The organism is Mesorhizobium sp. B2-7-1 (assembly GCF_006440735.1).
Taxonomy (GTDB): Bacteria; Pseudomonadota; Alphaproteobacteria; order Rhizobiales; family Rhizobiaceae; genus Mesorhizobium.
Map to the genome: position 1 here is coordinate 1 of NZ_VFUA01000064.1, position 13,411 is coordinate 13,411.

The window sequence follows — 13,411 nt, forward strand, 5'->3', positions numbered from 1 at the left end:
CCTCGAAACCATGCAACTGGTCGGGACCGACGAAATGCATCTTGCCGGACAGGCAGGTGTAGTAGCCGGCGGCGCGCAGATGGTGGGCGAAGGTCGGAATGGAAGAAGTGAACTCGGCGGCGTTGTCGTAGACCCCGGTGCGCGACGGCAGTTGCCCACTCATGAACGAGGCGCGGCCCGGGGCGCAGAGCGGCGAGGCGGTGTAATTGTTGGCGAAGCGCGCCGAGCTCGCGGCAAGCGCCTTCAGGTGCGGCGCATGCAGGAAGTCGGCCGGGCCGTCCGGAAAGAACGTGCCGTTGAGCTGATCGACCATGACGATCAGGAAATTGGGTCGCCGGGTGGTCAAGGCAGGCTCCGTCCGTTGAGCTTGGTTTCGAGATAGTCTTCCACGAGCGTGATCGCGGTCTGCGCGTCGGGCACGCCGTCCTTCAGCGCGCGGCGGATGTAGAGCCCGTCGATCAGCGCCGCGGTCGCTTCCGCCACGCGGTCGGCCTCGGTCCGAGGCAGGATACCGGTCAGCCCGCTCATCAGGTTCGAATGCAGCCGCCGCGCATAGATGCGCAGCAGCCGCCGCAGGTCGGAGGACTTCTGCGCCTCGACATAGAAGGCGAGCCAGGCGGCGATGATCTGAGGCTGGAACTGGTCGTCGGAAAAGCTGACGGCGACGACCACCGAGACGCGCTGGCGCGGCGTCACGGCAAGGCCGAACGCGCGCCTCGTGTCGCTGTTGAGCTCGGCGAGGATGTGCCGCATCGTTGCGAACAGCAGTTCGTCCTTGGCGCCGAAATAGTGATGCGCCAGCGCCGACGACACGCCGGCGCGCCCTGCGATCTCCGACATTGTCACGTCCAGCGATCCACGCTCGCCGATCGCAGAGATCGTCGCATCGATCAGCGCCTTGCGGCGCACTGGCTCCATTCCAATTTTCGGCATTTGGGATCCGGTTCTGAAGAGAGATTATTTTTTATTGACGCGTCAATCAATAAAAAATCGACACTGAGATCAACCGATCGTGTCGTTCTGGACCATGGTAGGGGCTGGAAAACGGTTCACTATTGAACAATATTGAATCACGTGCCGCGAAGGATCGTGCTAGCGTGGGTTGAGGTTCAGGTCAGGCCGCGCCGAGAATGGCGATTTTCGAGAACCCATTCGCAGGCCGGCATCACCTGAAGATCAACATACGCTGGGCTCGGCGGCAAATGGAGGCTGTTATGACCGCATGCATCGTCGGCTGGGCGCATTCGCGCTTCGGCAAGCTTGAAGGCGAGACGCTCGAGGACCTCATCACCAAGGTTGCCGTCGAGGCGCTCGACCATGCCGGCATCGGCCCGGACGACGTCGACGAGATCGTGCTCGGCCATTTCAACGCCGGCTTCTCGCCGCAGGATTTCACCGCGAGCCTTGTGCTGCAGGCCGATGACCGGCTGCGCTTCAAGCCGGCGACGCGGGTCGAGAACGCCTGCGCCACCGGCTCGGCCGCCGTCCGGCAGGGCATCCGCGCGATCGACGCCAACGCCGCCCGCATCGTGCTGGTGGTCGGCGCCGAGCAGATGACGACCACGCCCGGTCCTGAGATCGGCAAGAATCTGCTCAAGGCTTCCTACCTGCCGGAAGATGGCGAGACCCCGGCCGGCTTCGCCGGCGTCTTCGGCAAGATCGCACAGGCCTATTTCCAGCGCTACGGCGACCAGTCGGACGCGCTGGCCATGATCGCGGCCAAGAACCACCGAAATGGCGTCGAAAATCCCTATGCGCAGATGCGCAAGGATTTCGGCTATGAGTTCTGCCGCCAGGAAAGCGAGAAGAACCCGTTCGTCGCCGGTCCGCTGAAGCGCACCGACTGTTCGCTGGTCTCCGACGGCGCCGCGGCGCTCATTCTCGCCGACACCGCGACGGCGCTGAAGATGCGCCGCGCCGTGACCTTCCGCGCCAACGAGCATGTGCAGGACTTCCTGCCGATGTCGAAGCGCGACATCCTCTCCTTCGAGGGCTGCGAGCGCGCCTGGGAGCAGGCGCTGAAGAAGGCCGGCGTCACGCTCGACGACCTTTCCTTCGTCGAGACGCATGACTGCTTCACCATCGCCGAACTGATCGAATATGAGGCGATGGGCCTGGCCAAGCCAGGCGAGGGCGCCAGGCTGGCGCTGGATGGCACGACGGCCAAGGACGGCCGCCTGCCGGTCAATCCGTCCGGCGGCCTGAAGGCCAAGGGCCATCCGATCGGCGCCACCGGTGTGTCGATGCATGTGCTGACCGCCATGCAGCTGATGGGCGAGGCCGGCGGCATCCAGGTGCCGGGCGCCAAGCTCGGCGGCATCTTCAATATGGGTGGCGCGGCGGTGGCCAACTACGTTTCCATTCTCGACAGGATTCGCTAGAAGCGGCCCGCATTAATGCATGTCGCCCAGAACTGCGAAGCGGTTCTGGGACAACGACATGCATCAAAACAAAGGCTTAAAGCGCGTCGCCTGAATCCGTTTCAGCGCGGCGCGCTTTAAGCGGCGCACCTTGGAGCGCGCATGCGGGAGGCGACATGACAAATCCGGTTCTGGTCGAAGTCACGCGCGGCGCGGTGGTGGAAAGCGCCCACCGCGGCGCGGTTTCCGTCTTCGACGCCGACGCCAAGCCTGTCTGGGAGATCGGCGACACGGAACGCCCGGTCTTCCCGCGCTCCGCAGTGAAGGCGATCCAGGCCTTGCCGCTGGTCGAAAGCGGTGCCGCCGATGCCTATGGCTTCGGGAACCGCGAACTGGCATTGGCCTGCGCCTCGCATTCGGGCGAGCCGGCCCATGTCGAACTGGCTGCCGCGATGCTGGCCAAGGCCGGTCTCGATAAGACCGCGCTGGAATGCGGCGTGCATTGGCCATCGAACCATGCCGCCGAGATCGCGCTTTCCCGCGCCGGCGGCGCGCCGAATGCTTTGCACAACAACTGCTCCGGCAAGCATTCCGGCTTCCTTTGCACCTGCGTGCATGCCGGCATCGCGCACGCTGGTTATGTCAGGGCAGGTCATGCGCAGCAGGAGATGGTGCGCGACGCCATGCAATCCGTGACGGGCGCGGCGCACAGCGTCGACAACAGCGGCACGGACGGCTGCTCGATCCCCACTTATGCCGTGCCCCTGAAAAGCTTCGCCCAGGGCTTTGCCCGCATGGCGACGGGCAGGGGCTTTGCGCCCGAGCGCGCCAAGGCGGCGAAGCGGCTGCTCTCGGCTTGCATGGCCGAACCGTTCCTCGTCGCCGGCACCGGCAAGGCCGATGTCGCGCTGATGCAGGCGGCGCCCGGCCGCATCTTCGTCAAGACCGGCGCCGAAGGCGTCTATTGCGCGGCATTGCCCGAACTTGGCCTCGGCCTCGCCCTGAAATGCGATGACGGCGCCGGCAGGGCGGCGGAAGTGATGATCGCCGCAGTGCTGGCAAAGCTGTTGCGCGGCGATGAACCGCTTGCGGCAAAGCTCACCGAGCTTGCCCATCCCGCGATCGAAAGCCGCATAGGGGCCAAGGTAGGCTTGCTGCGGCCGACGGCGGCGTTCAATTAGAGCATGATCCCGAAAAATGGGAGCCGGTTTTCGGAAAACATCATGCTCCAACAAAAAACTAGGTCAGGGTAACGATTCAACGAAACGTCATCCTGACTTAGCCGTCTTCAGCGATAGCACCAAAGTCATCGGATTTTTTGGCGAAGCCTGGAAGCCATAGCGCTCATAAAACGCTTTGGCCTCATCCGATATCGCATGAACCAGGAGGCCGCGAATGCCGAGAATGGCCGCCGCTTGACCGGTCCGCAGCACCGCGTCCTGTAGCAGGGCGACGCCCAGGCCCTTGCCTTGCCAGCTTGCATCGACGGCTAGCCGGCCAAGTACAGCCATGGGCACGGGACCGGGCATGTTGCGGCGGATCGAACCGGGAGCATCCGCCAGATCAAGTCCGCCTGATGAAAGGCAATAATAACCGACGACGCGCGTGCTTTCCGCAATCACATAGGTTCTGGACGCGCCGCTGACCTGGTTGGCGCGCGCCCGCCGTCGAAGCCATTGATCCAGGCTGTCGGTTCCGCTTTGAAAAAGATCGAGTTCGTGACTATCGGCAAGAAGGATTGGCGCCGAAAGCATCAGTCCCGCCAGGGTTTGGGCGCATTCATCAGGCGGGCAAATCCTTCGCCGCTCGGTGGCTGGTCGAGGATATCGAGATAATGCTGATAGCTCTCGGCATCGACCTTGACGAGCGTCTGGTCGAGCAGCGTGTCTTCCGCCGCGCGGTAAGCTGCGTCGATCATGAAGTCGGAGCGGGTCTTGCCGCGTATCTTCGCGGCGCGGTCGATCAGGCTGCGGACATCCTCGCGGATGCGCAGATTGACAGGCTTGGCGTGGCTGTCCTGGTTTTTCGTAGCCATGGCGATGAATCCTTCCATCACCAATATAGCATTTTTGCATACACAATGTGTATCTAAATCTAAGGCTGTCAGGTTTGGCCGCCGGTCAGCCCGAAAAAAGCTGCCCACGGCAAAATTGAACAGCAACGAGTTCATTTTTTTTTGCTAGTCTACCAGCATCGATCGGACGGTGGGTAGCCATGCTGGAAGCGGACAAGGTGTTTGCCGGGTCGATCCCGGAAAATTACGATCGCCACATGGTGCCGCTGATTTTCGACGCCTATGCCGCCGAGACCGCACGCCGGGCCGCGTCCTTCTCGCCCCTGGCCATCTTGGAGACCGCCGCGGGCACCGGGGCCGTGACCCGCGCGTTGGCGCCACAGCTTTCTCACCGCGCCAGCTACACCGTAACCGACCTCAATCAGCCGATGCTCGACTACGCGGCTTCTCGCCAGGGGCCCGACAGCCGCATCGCATGGCACCAGGCGGATGCCCTGAAGCTGCCCTTCGACGATGCGGCCTTCGACCTCGTCTGCTGTCAGTTCGGCGCCATGTTCTTTCCCGACCGTGCCGCCGCCTATCGTGAGGCAAAACGGGTCCTGAAGCCAAGCGGACATTTCCTGTTCAGTGTCTGGGATCGCATCGAGGAGAACATATTCGCCGACGACGTGACGAACGCTCTGGCAACGATCTTTCCGCACGATCCGCCGCGCTTCCTGGCGCGCACGCCGCATGGCTATCACGACAAGGACCTGATCCGTAGCGATCTGGCTGCCGCGGCCTTCTCAGATGTGGCGATCGATACCGTGGCCGAGCAGAGCCGCGCATCCTCGCCGCGTGTTCCGGCCGTCGCCTATTGCCAGGGAACCCTGCTTCGCAATGAGATCGAGGCCAGGGAGGCCGGACGATTGGCGTCCGCGACCGACTACGCCGAATCCGTGATCGCGGGCAAGCATGGCCGCGGCGAGGTGGCCGCCAAGATCCAGGCCCACATTGTCGTGGCCGCGGCTTAACTTACCTTGTTGCGCTCGACCGTGAGATGCGCGTAGCCGGTATCCGTTGACTGGGAAAGGTCGCTGGTCACCGGATCGGCCCAGCGCTGGCCGATGATGGCGCCGTTTTTCGCACCGTCGATGACGTTGTCCGAGATGACCGCGGTGCCGGAGCCTTCGACGACCGAAACGACGATGCCGGTGCCGGCCTTGCGGATAATGTTCCCCGTCGCCACGACATTGCGCAGATAGGGGCCCCAGCCGAGCTGCATGCCATAGAGCGGCGCGTTCTCGACCACATTGCCCGAGACCGTCGTGTCGGCCTCGGCGCTGATGCCGACGCCGAAGCCGGGCGGATCGGCAGTGTAGGGGCCAATGGTCGAGAGGTTACGCACGATGTTGTTCGAGCAGACGGCCATGCGGCCGCCTTCGTTGAAATTGACGATCGATATGCCGTTGGCCGCGCCGTCGACCAGATTGTTGCTGAGGATCGCGCCTTCGAAGGAGAATTCCGAATAGATCCCGGTCTCGCCGGAGCGCGAGCAGGTGTTGCCGGTGATCTGCAGATTGCTGGCGCTGTTGGCGCGGACTGCGGTGAAGGCGCAGTCTGAGACGACGTTGCCCGAGATGATGACGTTGCCGGCGCGGAAGGCGTTGATGCCGTTGCCGTTCTGGCCGGTGCCGCCGCTTCTTGCGCCGATCCTCTGGACACGGTTGCCGCTGACGATGGTGCCATCCTCCGCCGCCTGCCAGCGATGCACCAGGATGCCGCCATTGGCGCAGTCGGAAACGGTGTTGCCGGAAATCTCTAGCCCGCCGGCCTCGACCGAATAGATGCCGGCATCCGCGGCACCCGAAATATCGGAGCGGCCGACACGGCCGGCGGCATGTTCGAGCGCCAGCCCGTTCTTGCCGCTGCCTGTCACCTGGCAATTGTCGATGACGAGATGGCCGACGCGGCGCAGGTCGAGCAGCCCCTGGGTGTAGTCGGCCAGCCAGCGGTTGGCGCCGTCGAGCACCAGGCCGCTGAGCTCGATATGTTCGGCCTGCTCGGCCATCATCAGGTGACCGTTGCCGCCATAGACGATGCGCGTCGCGCCGGGCACGCCCGACAGGCGCACGCGGGCAGGCAGCTTGAGGTTCGAGACGAGATAGGTGCCGGGCGGCAGGAACACCGGCTGGTCGCGGTCGCTGGCCGCTGCCAGCATCTTGGCGAAAGCCTTGCTCTGGTCGTCGACAGCGCCCGGCTGCACGCCGATCTCCGTGGCATTGATCGAGCCGCGCATCGCGGCCATCTCGATGCCCGGCAGTGACTTTGCCGCTGCCTTGCCGGCAAAGACGCCGGCGACGGCGAAGCCGGCGGTCCGGGCAAGCAGCGTTCGTCTGTTCAACATCGGCACAGGTCCTGGCGTTTCGCCCTGTCTGTCGCAGGAATCGTGCCAAGGTGAGCTGATCGGCAAACCGCTTGTGCAGTCGCCTCGCCAAGCCTAAGTTTACTTTATGAGCAGAGCTTTTACCCGCGAAGAAGACAGCGAAAACGCCATTGCCGGCGTCGGCGAACGTCCAGTCAGCACGCACCGCAATCTGGTGACGGAGCGCGGCCTGGCGATGATCGAGGACAATCTCGCCGACCTGCGTGATATATTGGGCAAGGCGGAAAAGAAGGGCGACCGCGAGCGCATCGCAGTGGTTTCCCGCGACCTGCGCTACTGGACCGCGCGGCGCGAGAACGCCGAGCTTTCCGTGCCGGAGCCCGGCAGCGACGTGGTGCGCTTCGGCATGGGTGTCACGCTGGAAGGCGACGACGGCAAGAAGGTGCATTGGCGCATCGTCGGCGAGGACGAAGCCGATCCGTCGAAGGGCAGCATTTCCCATGTCTCGCCGATGGCCGTGGCGCTGTTCGGCAAGAAGGTCGGCGAGGTCGTCAAGGTCAACGGCAAGGAATGGGAAATCGTCAAGCTCTCGGACAAGGCCGAGAGTTAGTCTTCTAGCTTTGCAGTGTGGTCGCGGAAGAATGCTGCGGCACCTGCCTCATCGATTTCGCCGGCTGCGACCCCCATGACGAATTCATAGATCGTACCATTGTCGGCTGTGAGCCCGTAGCCATTGATGATCAGGAATGCACCGGCCGCGACCATGGCCGTGCGCTTGTTACCGTCGACGAATGCATGGTTCCTCGCGATGCCGAAGATGTAGGCTGCTGCCCCTTCGATAGACGGATCACCGTAATTGGCCTTGTTCTCAGCACGGGCGAGGGCGGATTCGAGAGCGTTCTCATCTCTCAACCCCTGCGCACCGCCATGCCGGCGCAACTGCTCGGCATGCATTGCCTCGACGGCGCGGCGCGACAGAAACTGCCAGCTCATTCAGCGAGCTTCTGAAGCGCGACTTTGTACTTGTCCATGACCTTACGGGCAGCTTCCATCTGCCGCTCGAAACTGTCATCGACCGGCTCAAGGGCGATGCCCTTGTGGGTCTCGACGATTTGAAGCTGGTCACCCGCCTTCATGTTCATGCGATCGAGGAGTTCCTTCGGCAGTATCACGCCTTCGGAATTGCCGATTTTGCGAATGGTGGTGTTCATGACGGAATATCCTGTTGCAACGCAAATTATAACGTCAAGCGCCAAATGTTGCAACAGCGATTATAACGGCGCTAACTCTCAGCCAGCAACCGGTCCATCAGCCGGTTCGCGGCTTCCGGTATCACCGTTCCCGGCGGGAAGATTTCCGCCGCGCCAGCCGCCACCACCGCGTCATAATCCTGCGGCGGGATGACGCCACCGGCGACGATCAGCATGTCGGCATGGCCGAGCTTCTTCAGCGCGTTCCTGAGCTCGGGGATCAGCGTCAGATGACCGGCTGCCAGCGATGACGCGCCGATGATGTCGACGTCGTGCTGCACCGCGAGCCTGGCGATCTCGTCCGGCGTCTGGAACATCGGCCCGACGGTCACGTCGAAGCCGAGATCGGCAAAAGCGCTGGCGATCACCTTCTGGCCGCGGTCGTGGCCGTCCTGGCCCATCTTGGCGACCAGGATGCGCGGCTTGCCGCCGGATTTCTTCTCGAACGCTTCGATCTTCTGTTGCAGAGGGTCGAGCGCCGGGTTGTCGCCAAGCGCGTCGCGATAGACGCCGGAGATCGTCTGCACCGCCGCCGTGTGGCGGCCGAACACTTTTTCCAGCGCCAGCGAAATCTCGCCCACGGTGGCGTTGGCGCGCGCGGCGCGGATCGCGAATTCGAGCAGGTTCTCGTCGCCCTCGGCGGCACGGGTCAGCGCCGCCAGCGCGTCCTCCAGGGCCGCGACGTCGCGCGTGCCTTTGAGCCGCTGCAGCTTCGCCAATTGCCTGGCCTTCACCTCGGCATTGTTGATCTTCAAGACATCGACCTCGATGTCCGCCTGCGGCCGGTGCGCGTTGACGCCGACCAGAATTTGCTCGCCGGAATCGATGCGCGCCTGGGTGCGCGCGGCCGCTTCCTCGATGCGAAGCTTCGGAATGCCTTTCTCGATCGCCGCCGCCATGCCGCCGAGGCTTTCGACCTCTTCGATATGGGCGAGCGCGCGCGCCGCCAGATCATGCGTCAGCCGCTCGACATAGGCCGAGCCGCCCCACGGATCGATCATGCGCGTCGTGCCGGATTCCTTCTGCAGGATGAGCTGCGTGTTGCGCGCGATCCGCGCCGAATGGTCGGTCGGCAGCGCCATCGCCTCGTCGAAGGAATTGGTGTGCAGCGACTGCGTGTGCCCCTGCGTCGCCGCCATCGCTTCGATCATGGTGCGGGTGATGTTGTTGTAGGGGTCCTGCGCCGTCAGCGACCAGCCTGAGGTCTGGCAATGGGTGCGCAGCGACAGCGAGCGTTCGTCCTTCGGCGCGAAATTCTTCTTCATTAGGCTCGACCAGAGCAGCCTTGCGGCCCTGAGCTTGGCGACCTCCATGAAGAAGTTCATGCCGATCGCCCAGAAGAAGGAGAGGCGTGGCGCGAAGCGGTCGATGTCGAGGCCCCCAGCAACGCCGGCGCGCGCATATTCGATGCCGTCGGCGATGGTGTAGGCGAGCTCGAGGTCGGCGGTCGCGCCGGCTTCCTGCATGTGATAGCCGGAGATCGAGATCGAGTTGAATTTCGGCATATGCTTGGAGGTGTAGGCAAAAATGTCCGACACGATCCGCATCGAAGGCTTCGGCGGATAGATGTAGGTGTTGCGGACCATGAACTCCTTCAGAATGTCGTTCTGAATGGTCCCGGCCAGATCCTTCTGCGCGACGCCCTGTTCCTCGGCCGCGACGATGTACAAAGCCATGATCGGCAGCACGGCGCCGTTCATCGTCATCGACACCGTCATCTCGTTCAGCGGAATGCCGTCGAACAGCTGCCGCATGTCGAGGATGGAATCGATCGCCACGCCGGCCATGCCGACATCGCCGGCGACGCGCGGATGGTCGCTGTCATAGCCGCGATGCGTGGCGAGATCGAAGGCCACCGACAGGCCTTTCTGGCCGGCCGCGAGGTTGCGCCGGTAGAAGGCGTTGGATTCTTCCGCTGTCGAGAAGCCGGCATACTGCCGGATCGTCCAGGGCTGCTGGACATACATGGTGGGGTAGGGGCCGCGCACGAAAGGCGGCATGCCCGGATAGGTGTCGAGATTGGCGAGCCCCTTGAGGTCGCCTTGCGTGTAGAGATGCTTTACGGCGATGCCTTCCGGCGTCATCCGCTGGCCTTTGAGCTCGACCGGTGCGCGACGCGGCGCCGACCAATCGATCTGGCTGAAATCCGGGATCATGACCCGGCTCCGATCGACTGATCGATGCGCACCGGAAACAGCGGCTCGCAGGTAGCGACACCTTCGGTCAGGGTCGGGCGCCGCTCCTGCGGCAGTGTCTCGACCGGGCGCTCCGTGCCGACGCGGTAAAGTGTCGTGCCGACGATGCCGCGTTCGCCCGAACGATAAGCGCCGTTGCGCTTGGCGGCCGCCGTCTGCACGCGATTCTGGACATAGCCCCGCTGCAGGCTGGCGAGCACGCCGCCCTCAGCCTCGATGCGCTGGAATTCCTTCCAGGCGGCAGCGCAGAGATCGTTGGTCAGCGCCTCGACCGCGCCCGAGCCGCTGGCGGGGTCGGCGACATGACCGATATGGCTCTCCTCGGCCATGATAAGCTGCGCGTTGCGGGCGACGCGGCGGGCAAAGCCGGCCGGCAGCCCATGCGCGATGGTGTGCGGCAGGATCGAGATCGAATCGGCGCCGCCGGCTGCCGCCGCGAAGGCCGCGATCGCCGTGCGCAATATGTTGGTCTCCGGGTCGGCCATCGTCATCATGCGGTAGGAGGTCTCGGCATGGATGCTGGCGGTCGAGGCCGGGATCGAGCAGGCCTCCTGGATGCGCGCCCACAACTTGCGCAAGGCCCGCACCTTGGCAATCGAGACGAACTGGTCCTGGTCGACGCTGAGCGCGAAGCCGATATGGGGTGCGGCATAGACCAGCGGCTGGCGTGCCTTCTCGAACATCCTGAGATAGGACACGACCGAGGCCATCATCGTGCCGAGCTCCTGCGCCTCGGTGGCCCCCGCGTTGTGGAAGACGCGGCCGTCGGCCTCGAGCAGCACGCCCGGCACGCCCATCGAGAAGAAATGCGCCAGCGACTGCGGCATCGATTCCTGCAGCGCCTCGATCGAGGTGCGCAGCCGCCCGGTGCCGGCGAAGATCGCCGCCGGGTCGATGCCGAAGGAGAGGTTGAGCTTGGTCGGATCGGAGCGGCGCTTGCTCAGGAAGGCAAGCAGCCAGTCGGCGACCGCGCGGCTCCAGGGATGCGCGTCGATGCGCACCTGCACGCGGTTGAGCGGCACGCCGTCGAGCACCGCCTCGAGCGCTTCCGCGGTGCGCGGCAGGCCGTAACCGAACGCGTTCGGCGCGCCCTCGAAGACCAGCGACAGGCCGGTGGCGCCTTGGGCGATGTCTTCCAGGGCTTGGGCGCTGGCGCGGGCAATGTCCGGGTCGTCGACGCGCTGGCTGACGACCCAGGGCGCGGTCGGATTTGTGCGCGGCAATGGCTCGGCCGACGTCGAGCGTTGGCTGAGCGGCCCGATGCGGATGCCGTCATCGGTGCGGGAGACGAGCTTTTCCTCGAAGGAACCCCCGGCAAGCGCCTTTTCCGCCAGCGCCTGCCAACGCTTGGCGTCCGGGTTCGGAAGGTCGACATCCCTGGTCAAGGCGCCGGCGCCCATCGCTGTCCTCGCTTCTCGGCCGCATCAGCCGGGTCCAGCCAATCTAAGGTCAGGAACCGGATATCACAATGCGTCATCCGGCCGGGTTCTCCCGCGACCGCCAATCGATTGCCAAACATGCGCGCAATCCGCAAGCGCCAAAGGCCAAATTCGCTGCGTCCCAAAATCGATACTGGGCATTGCCGCGTGCGACTGGCGTTACTATACCTCGGGTTGAGGCCTTTGAGCGGAACAGATTGCGGAGACAGGATATGGTTGACGAGACCAGCATCTTCATCGGCGCCAGCCGCAAGTCCGACGATTCCTATCAGCGCGCCGAAGAGCTTTTGCTGCGCTACGGCAACCGCCACGGCCTCGTCACCGGGGCCACGGGCACCGGCAAGACGGTCAGCCTGCAGATCCTGGCCGAGGGCTTTTCGAATGCCGGCGTGCCGGTCTTCTGCGCCGACATCAAGGGCGACCTTTCCGGCATATCCATGATGGGCGAGCCCAAGGATTTCCTGGTCAAGCGCGCCGGGCAGGTGAAGCTCGATCCCTACCAGTTCCAGGAATTTCCGGTCATCTTCTGGGATCTGTTCGGCGAGCAGGGCCACCCGATCCGCGCCACCATTTCCGAGATGGGGCCGCTGCTTTTGTCGCGGCTGATGAACCTCACGGACGCGCAGGAAGGCGTCATGAACATCGCCTTCCGCATCGCCGACGAGGAAGGCCTGCTGTTGCTTGATTTGAAGGACCTGCAGGCGCTGCTTGCCAACATGGCCGATCGCGCCGACCAGCTCAGCGCGCGCTACGGCAATGTCACCAAGCCTTCGGTCGGCGCCATCCAGCGCACGCTCCTGGTGCTCGAGCAGCAGGGTGCCGCCAACTTCTTCGGCGAGCCGGCGCTGCGCATTGCCGACATCATGCGCACGACGCGCGACGGCCGTGGCGCGATCAGCGTTCTGGCCGCCGACAAATTGATGATGAACCCAAGACTCTACGCCACCTTCCTGCTGTGGCTGATGTCCGAACTGTTCGAGGAGCTGCCTGAAGTCGGCGATCTCGACAAGCCCAAGCTGGTGTTCTTCTTCGACGAGGCGCATCTTTTGTTCGAGGACGCGCCGAAGGTGCTGATCGACCGCGTCGAGCAGGTGGTGCGGCTGATCCGCTCCAAGGGCGTCGGTGTCTATTTCGTCACCCAGAACCCGCTGGATATTCCCGAAAAGGTGTTGGCCCAGCTCGGCAACCGCGTCCAGCACGCGCTGCGCGCCTATACGCCGCGCGAACAGCAGGCGGTGCGCACCGCCGCCGAGACCTTCCGGCCCAATCCCGATTTCGACTGCGCCACCGCCATCACCCAGCTCGCCACCGGCGAGGCGCTGGTCTCGATGCTGGAGGACAAGGGCGTGCCGGCCATGGTGCAGCGCACTCTGATCCGGCCGCCGTCGTCGCGGCTCGGACCGATCACACCCGACGAGCGCCGCAAGATCATCGCCGAGAGCCCGGTCGCCGGCCAGTACGACGAGGCGGTCGACCGCGAATCGGCCTTCGAAATCCTGCAGAAGAAGGCCAAGGAAGCGCAGGACGCCGAGGCGCAGGCAAAGCAGAAGAACAGCGGCGGCTCGCGCTGGACCATTCCTGGTTTCGACGATGTTTTGGGAACGGGCAACCGGCGCTCGTCCAACCGCCAGACCGTGGCCGAAGCCGCCATCAAGTCGGTGGTGCGCTCGGTCGGCTCCTCCGTCGGCCGTGCCATCGTGCGCGGCATCCTGGGGAGCCTGGCCCGGGGGCGGTGAGCTTTCGCCCGGCGGCGTGGCAAGGCTCACACCACTAATGCATGTCGCCCAG

14 protein-coding genes are annotated in these 13,411 nt (G+C 64.2%); 5 read left to right on the forward strand and 9 right to left on the reverse strand.

The window, feature by feature from the left end; all coding sequences use genetic code 11:
• The coding region (locus tag FJ471_RS21840; RefSeq protein ID WP_140806819.1) for a sulfatase-like hydrolase/transferase at positions 1 to 346 on the reverse strand (346 nt) is incomplete at its 3' end.
• Positions 343 to 933: a transcriptional regulator BetI gene (gene betI, locus FJ471_RS21845; RefSeq protein WP_140806820.1), complete on the reverse strand. Its 591-nt coding sequence runs from the start codon at positions 931 to 933 to the stop codon at positions 343 to 345. The genes FJ471_RS21840 and betI, both read right to left, overlap by 4 nt.
• Positions 934 to 1,214: 281 nt before the next feature.
• On the opposite strand from betI, the gene FJ471_RS21850 reads away from it, so the two are divergent.
• Together FJ471_RS21850 and FJ471_RS21855 are read left to right on the forward strand one after the other, a co-directional pair.
• Entirely contained in the window at positions 1,215 to 2,381 is a 1,167-nt protein-coding gene (locus FJ471_RS21850) for an acetyl-CoA acetyltransferase (protein ID WP_140806821.1), read from the forward strand.
• 155 nt (positions 2,382 to 2,536) lie between these two features.
• Positions 2,537 to 3,541, forward strand: coding sequence for an asparaginase (locus tag FJ471_RS21855; protein ID WP_140806822.1), 1,005 nt, complete (start codon positions 2,537 to 2,539; stop codon positions 3,539 to 3,541).
• A gap of 87 nt (positions 3,542 to 3,628) precedes the next feature.
• Here FJ471_RS21855 and FJ471_RS21860 read toward each other — a convergent pair whose 3' ends face one another.
• Together FJ471_RS21860 and FJ471_RS21865 are read right to left on the reverse strand one after the other, a co-directional pair.
• The gene (locus FJ471_RS21860) at positions 3,629 to 4,114 is read right to left on the reverse strand and encodes a GNAT family N-acetyltransferase (protein WP_140806823.1); all 486 of its coding nucleotides are present in this window, start codon (positions 4,112 to 4,114) and stop codon (positions 3,629 to 3,631) included.
• The gene (locus tag FJ471_RS21865) at positions 4,114 to 4,395 is read right to left on the reverse strand and encodes a DUF1778 domain-containing protein (RefSeq protein WP_140806824.1); all 282 of its coding nucleotides are present in this window, start codon (positions 4,393 to 4,395) and stop codon (positions 4,114 to 4,116) included. The genes FJ471_RS21860 and FJ471_RS21865 overlap by 1 nt, the downstream gene beginning before the upstream one ends.
• Positions 4,396 to 4,574: 179 nt before the next feature.
• Here FJ471_RS21865 and FJ471_RS21870 point away from each other — a divergent pair, with 179 nt between their 5' ends.
• Positions 4,575 to 5,387 (forward strand): methyltransferase domain-containing protein, encoded by an 813-nt coding sequence (locus FJ471_RS21870; RefSeq protein ID WP_140806825.1) that lies wholly within the window; start codon positions 4,575 to 4,577, stop codon positions 5,385 to 5,387.
• Here FJ471_RS21870 and FJ471_RS21875 read toward each other — a convergent pair.
• Complete coding sequence (locus FJ471_RS21875) at positions 5,384 to 6,760, reverse strand: TIGR03808 family TAT-translocated repetitive protein (RefSeq protein ID WP_140806826.1); 1,377 nt, start codon at positions 6,758 to 6,760, stop codon at positions 5,384 to 5,386. The two genes, FJ471_RS21870 and FJ471_RS21875, sit on opposite strands and share 4 nt — an antisense overlap.
• Positions 6,761 to 6,866: 106 nt before the next feature.
• Between FJ471_RS21875 and greA the strand changes: the two genes are divergently transcribed.
• Complete coding sequence (greA, locus tag FJ471_RS21880) at positions 6,867 to 7,349, forward strand: transcription elongation factor GreA (protein ID WP_140806827.1); 483 nt, start codon at positions 6,867 to 6,869, stop codon at positions 7,347 to 7,349.
• Here greA and FJ471_RS21885 read toward each other — a convergent pair.
• The 4 genes from FJ471_RS21885 to FJ471_RS21900 all read right to left on the reverse strand — a co-directional run bounded on the left by FJ471_RS21885 (position 7,346) and on the right by FJ471_RS21900 (position 11,584).
• A complete protein-coding gene (locus tag FJ471_RS21885) occupies positions 7,346 to 7,732 on the reverse strand; it encodes a type II toxin-antitoxin system death-on-curing family toxin (protein WP_140806828.1) in 387 nt (128 codons plus the stop codon). The genes greA and FJ471_RS21885 overlap by 4 nt on opposite strands.
• Complete coding sequence (locus FJ471_RS21890; protein ID WP_140806829.1) at positions 7,729 to 7,950, reverse strand: AbrB/MazE/SpoVT family DNA-binding domain-containing protein; 222 nt, start codon at positions 7,948 to 7,950, stop codon at positions 7,729 to 7,731. Before FJ471_RS21890 ends, FJ471_RS21885 begins: the two co-directional genes overlap by 4 nt.
• Positions 7,951 to 8,021: 71 nt before the next feature.
• Complete coding sequence (gene scpA, locus FJ471_RS21895) at positions 8,022 to 10,145, reverse strand: methylmalonyl-CoA mutase (protein ID WP_140806830.1); 2,124 nt, start codon at positions 10,143 to 10,145, stop codon at positions 8,022 to 8,024.
• On the reverse strand, positions 10,142 to 11,584 hold the full coding sequence (locus tag FJ471_RS21900; RefSeq protein WP_140806831.1) for a methylmalonyl-CoA mutase subunit beta: 1,443 nt from the start codon (positions 11,582 to 11,584) through the stop codon (positions 10,142 to 10,144). Before FJ471_RS21900 ends, scpA begins: the two co-directional genes overlap by 4 nt.
• Positions 11,585 to 11,835: 251 nt before the next feature.
• Between FJ471_RS21900 and FJ471_RS21905 the strand changes: the two genes are divergently transcribed.
• Positions 11,836 to 13,359 carry a helicase HerA-like C-terminal domain-containing protein gene (locus FJ471_RS21905; RefSeq protein ID WP_140806832.1) on the forward strand — a complete coding sequence of 508 codons (1,524 nt, stop codon included), beginning with the start codon at positions 11,836 to 11,838 and terminating at the stop codon, positions 13,357 to 13,359.
• Positions 13,360 to 13,411 lie beyond the last annotated feature (52 nt).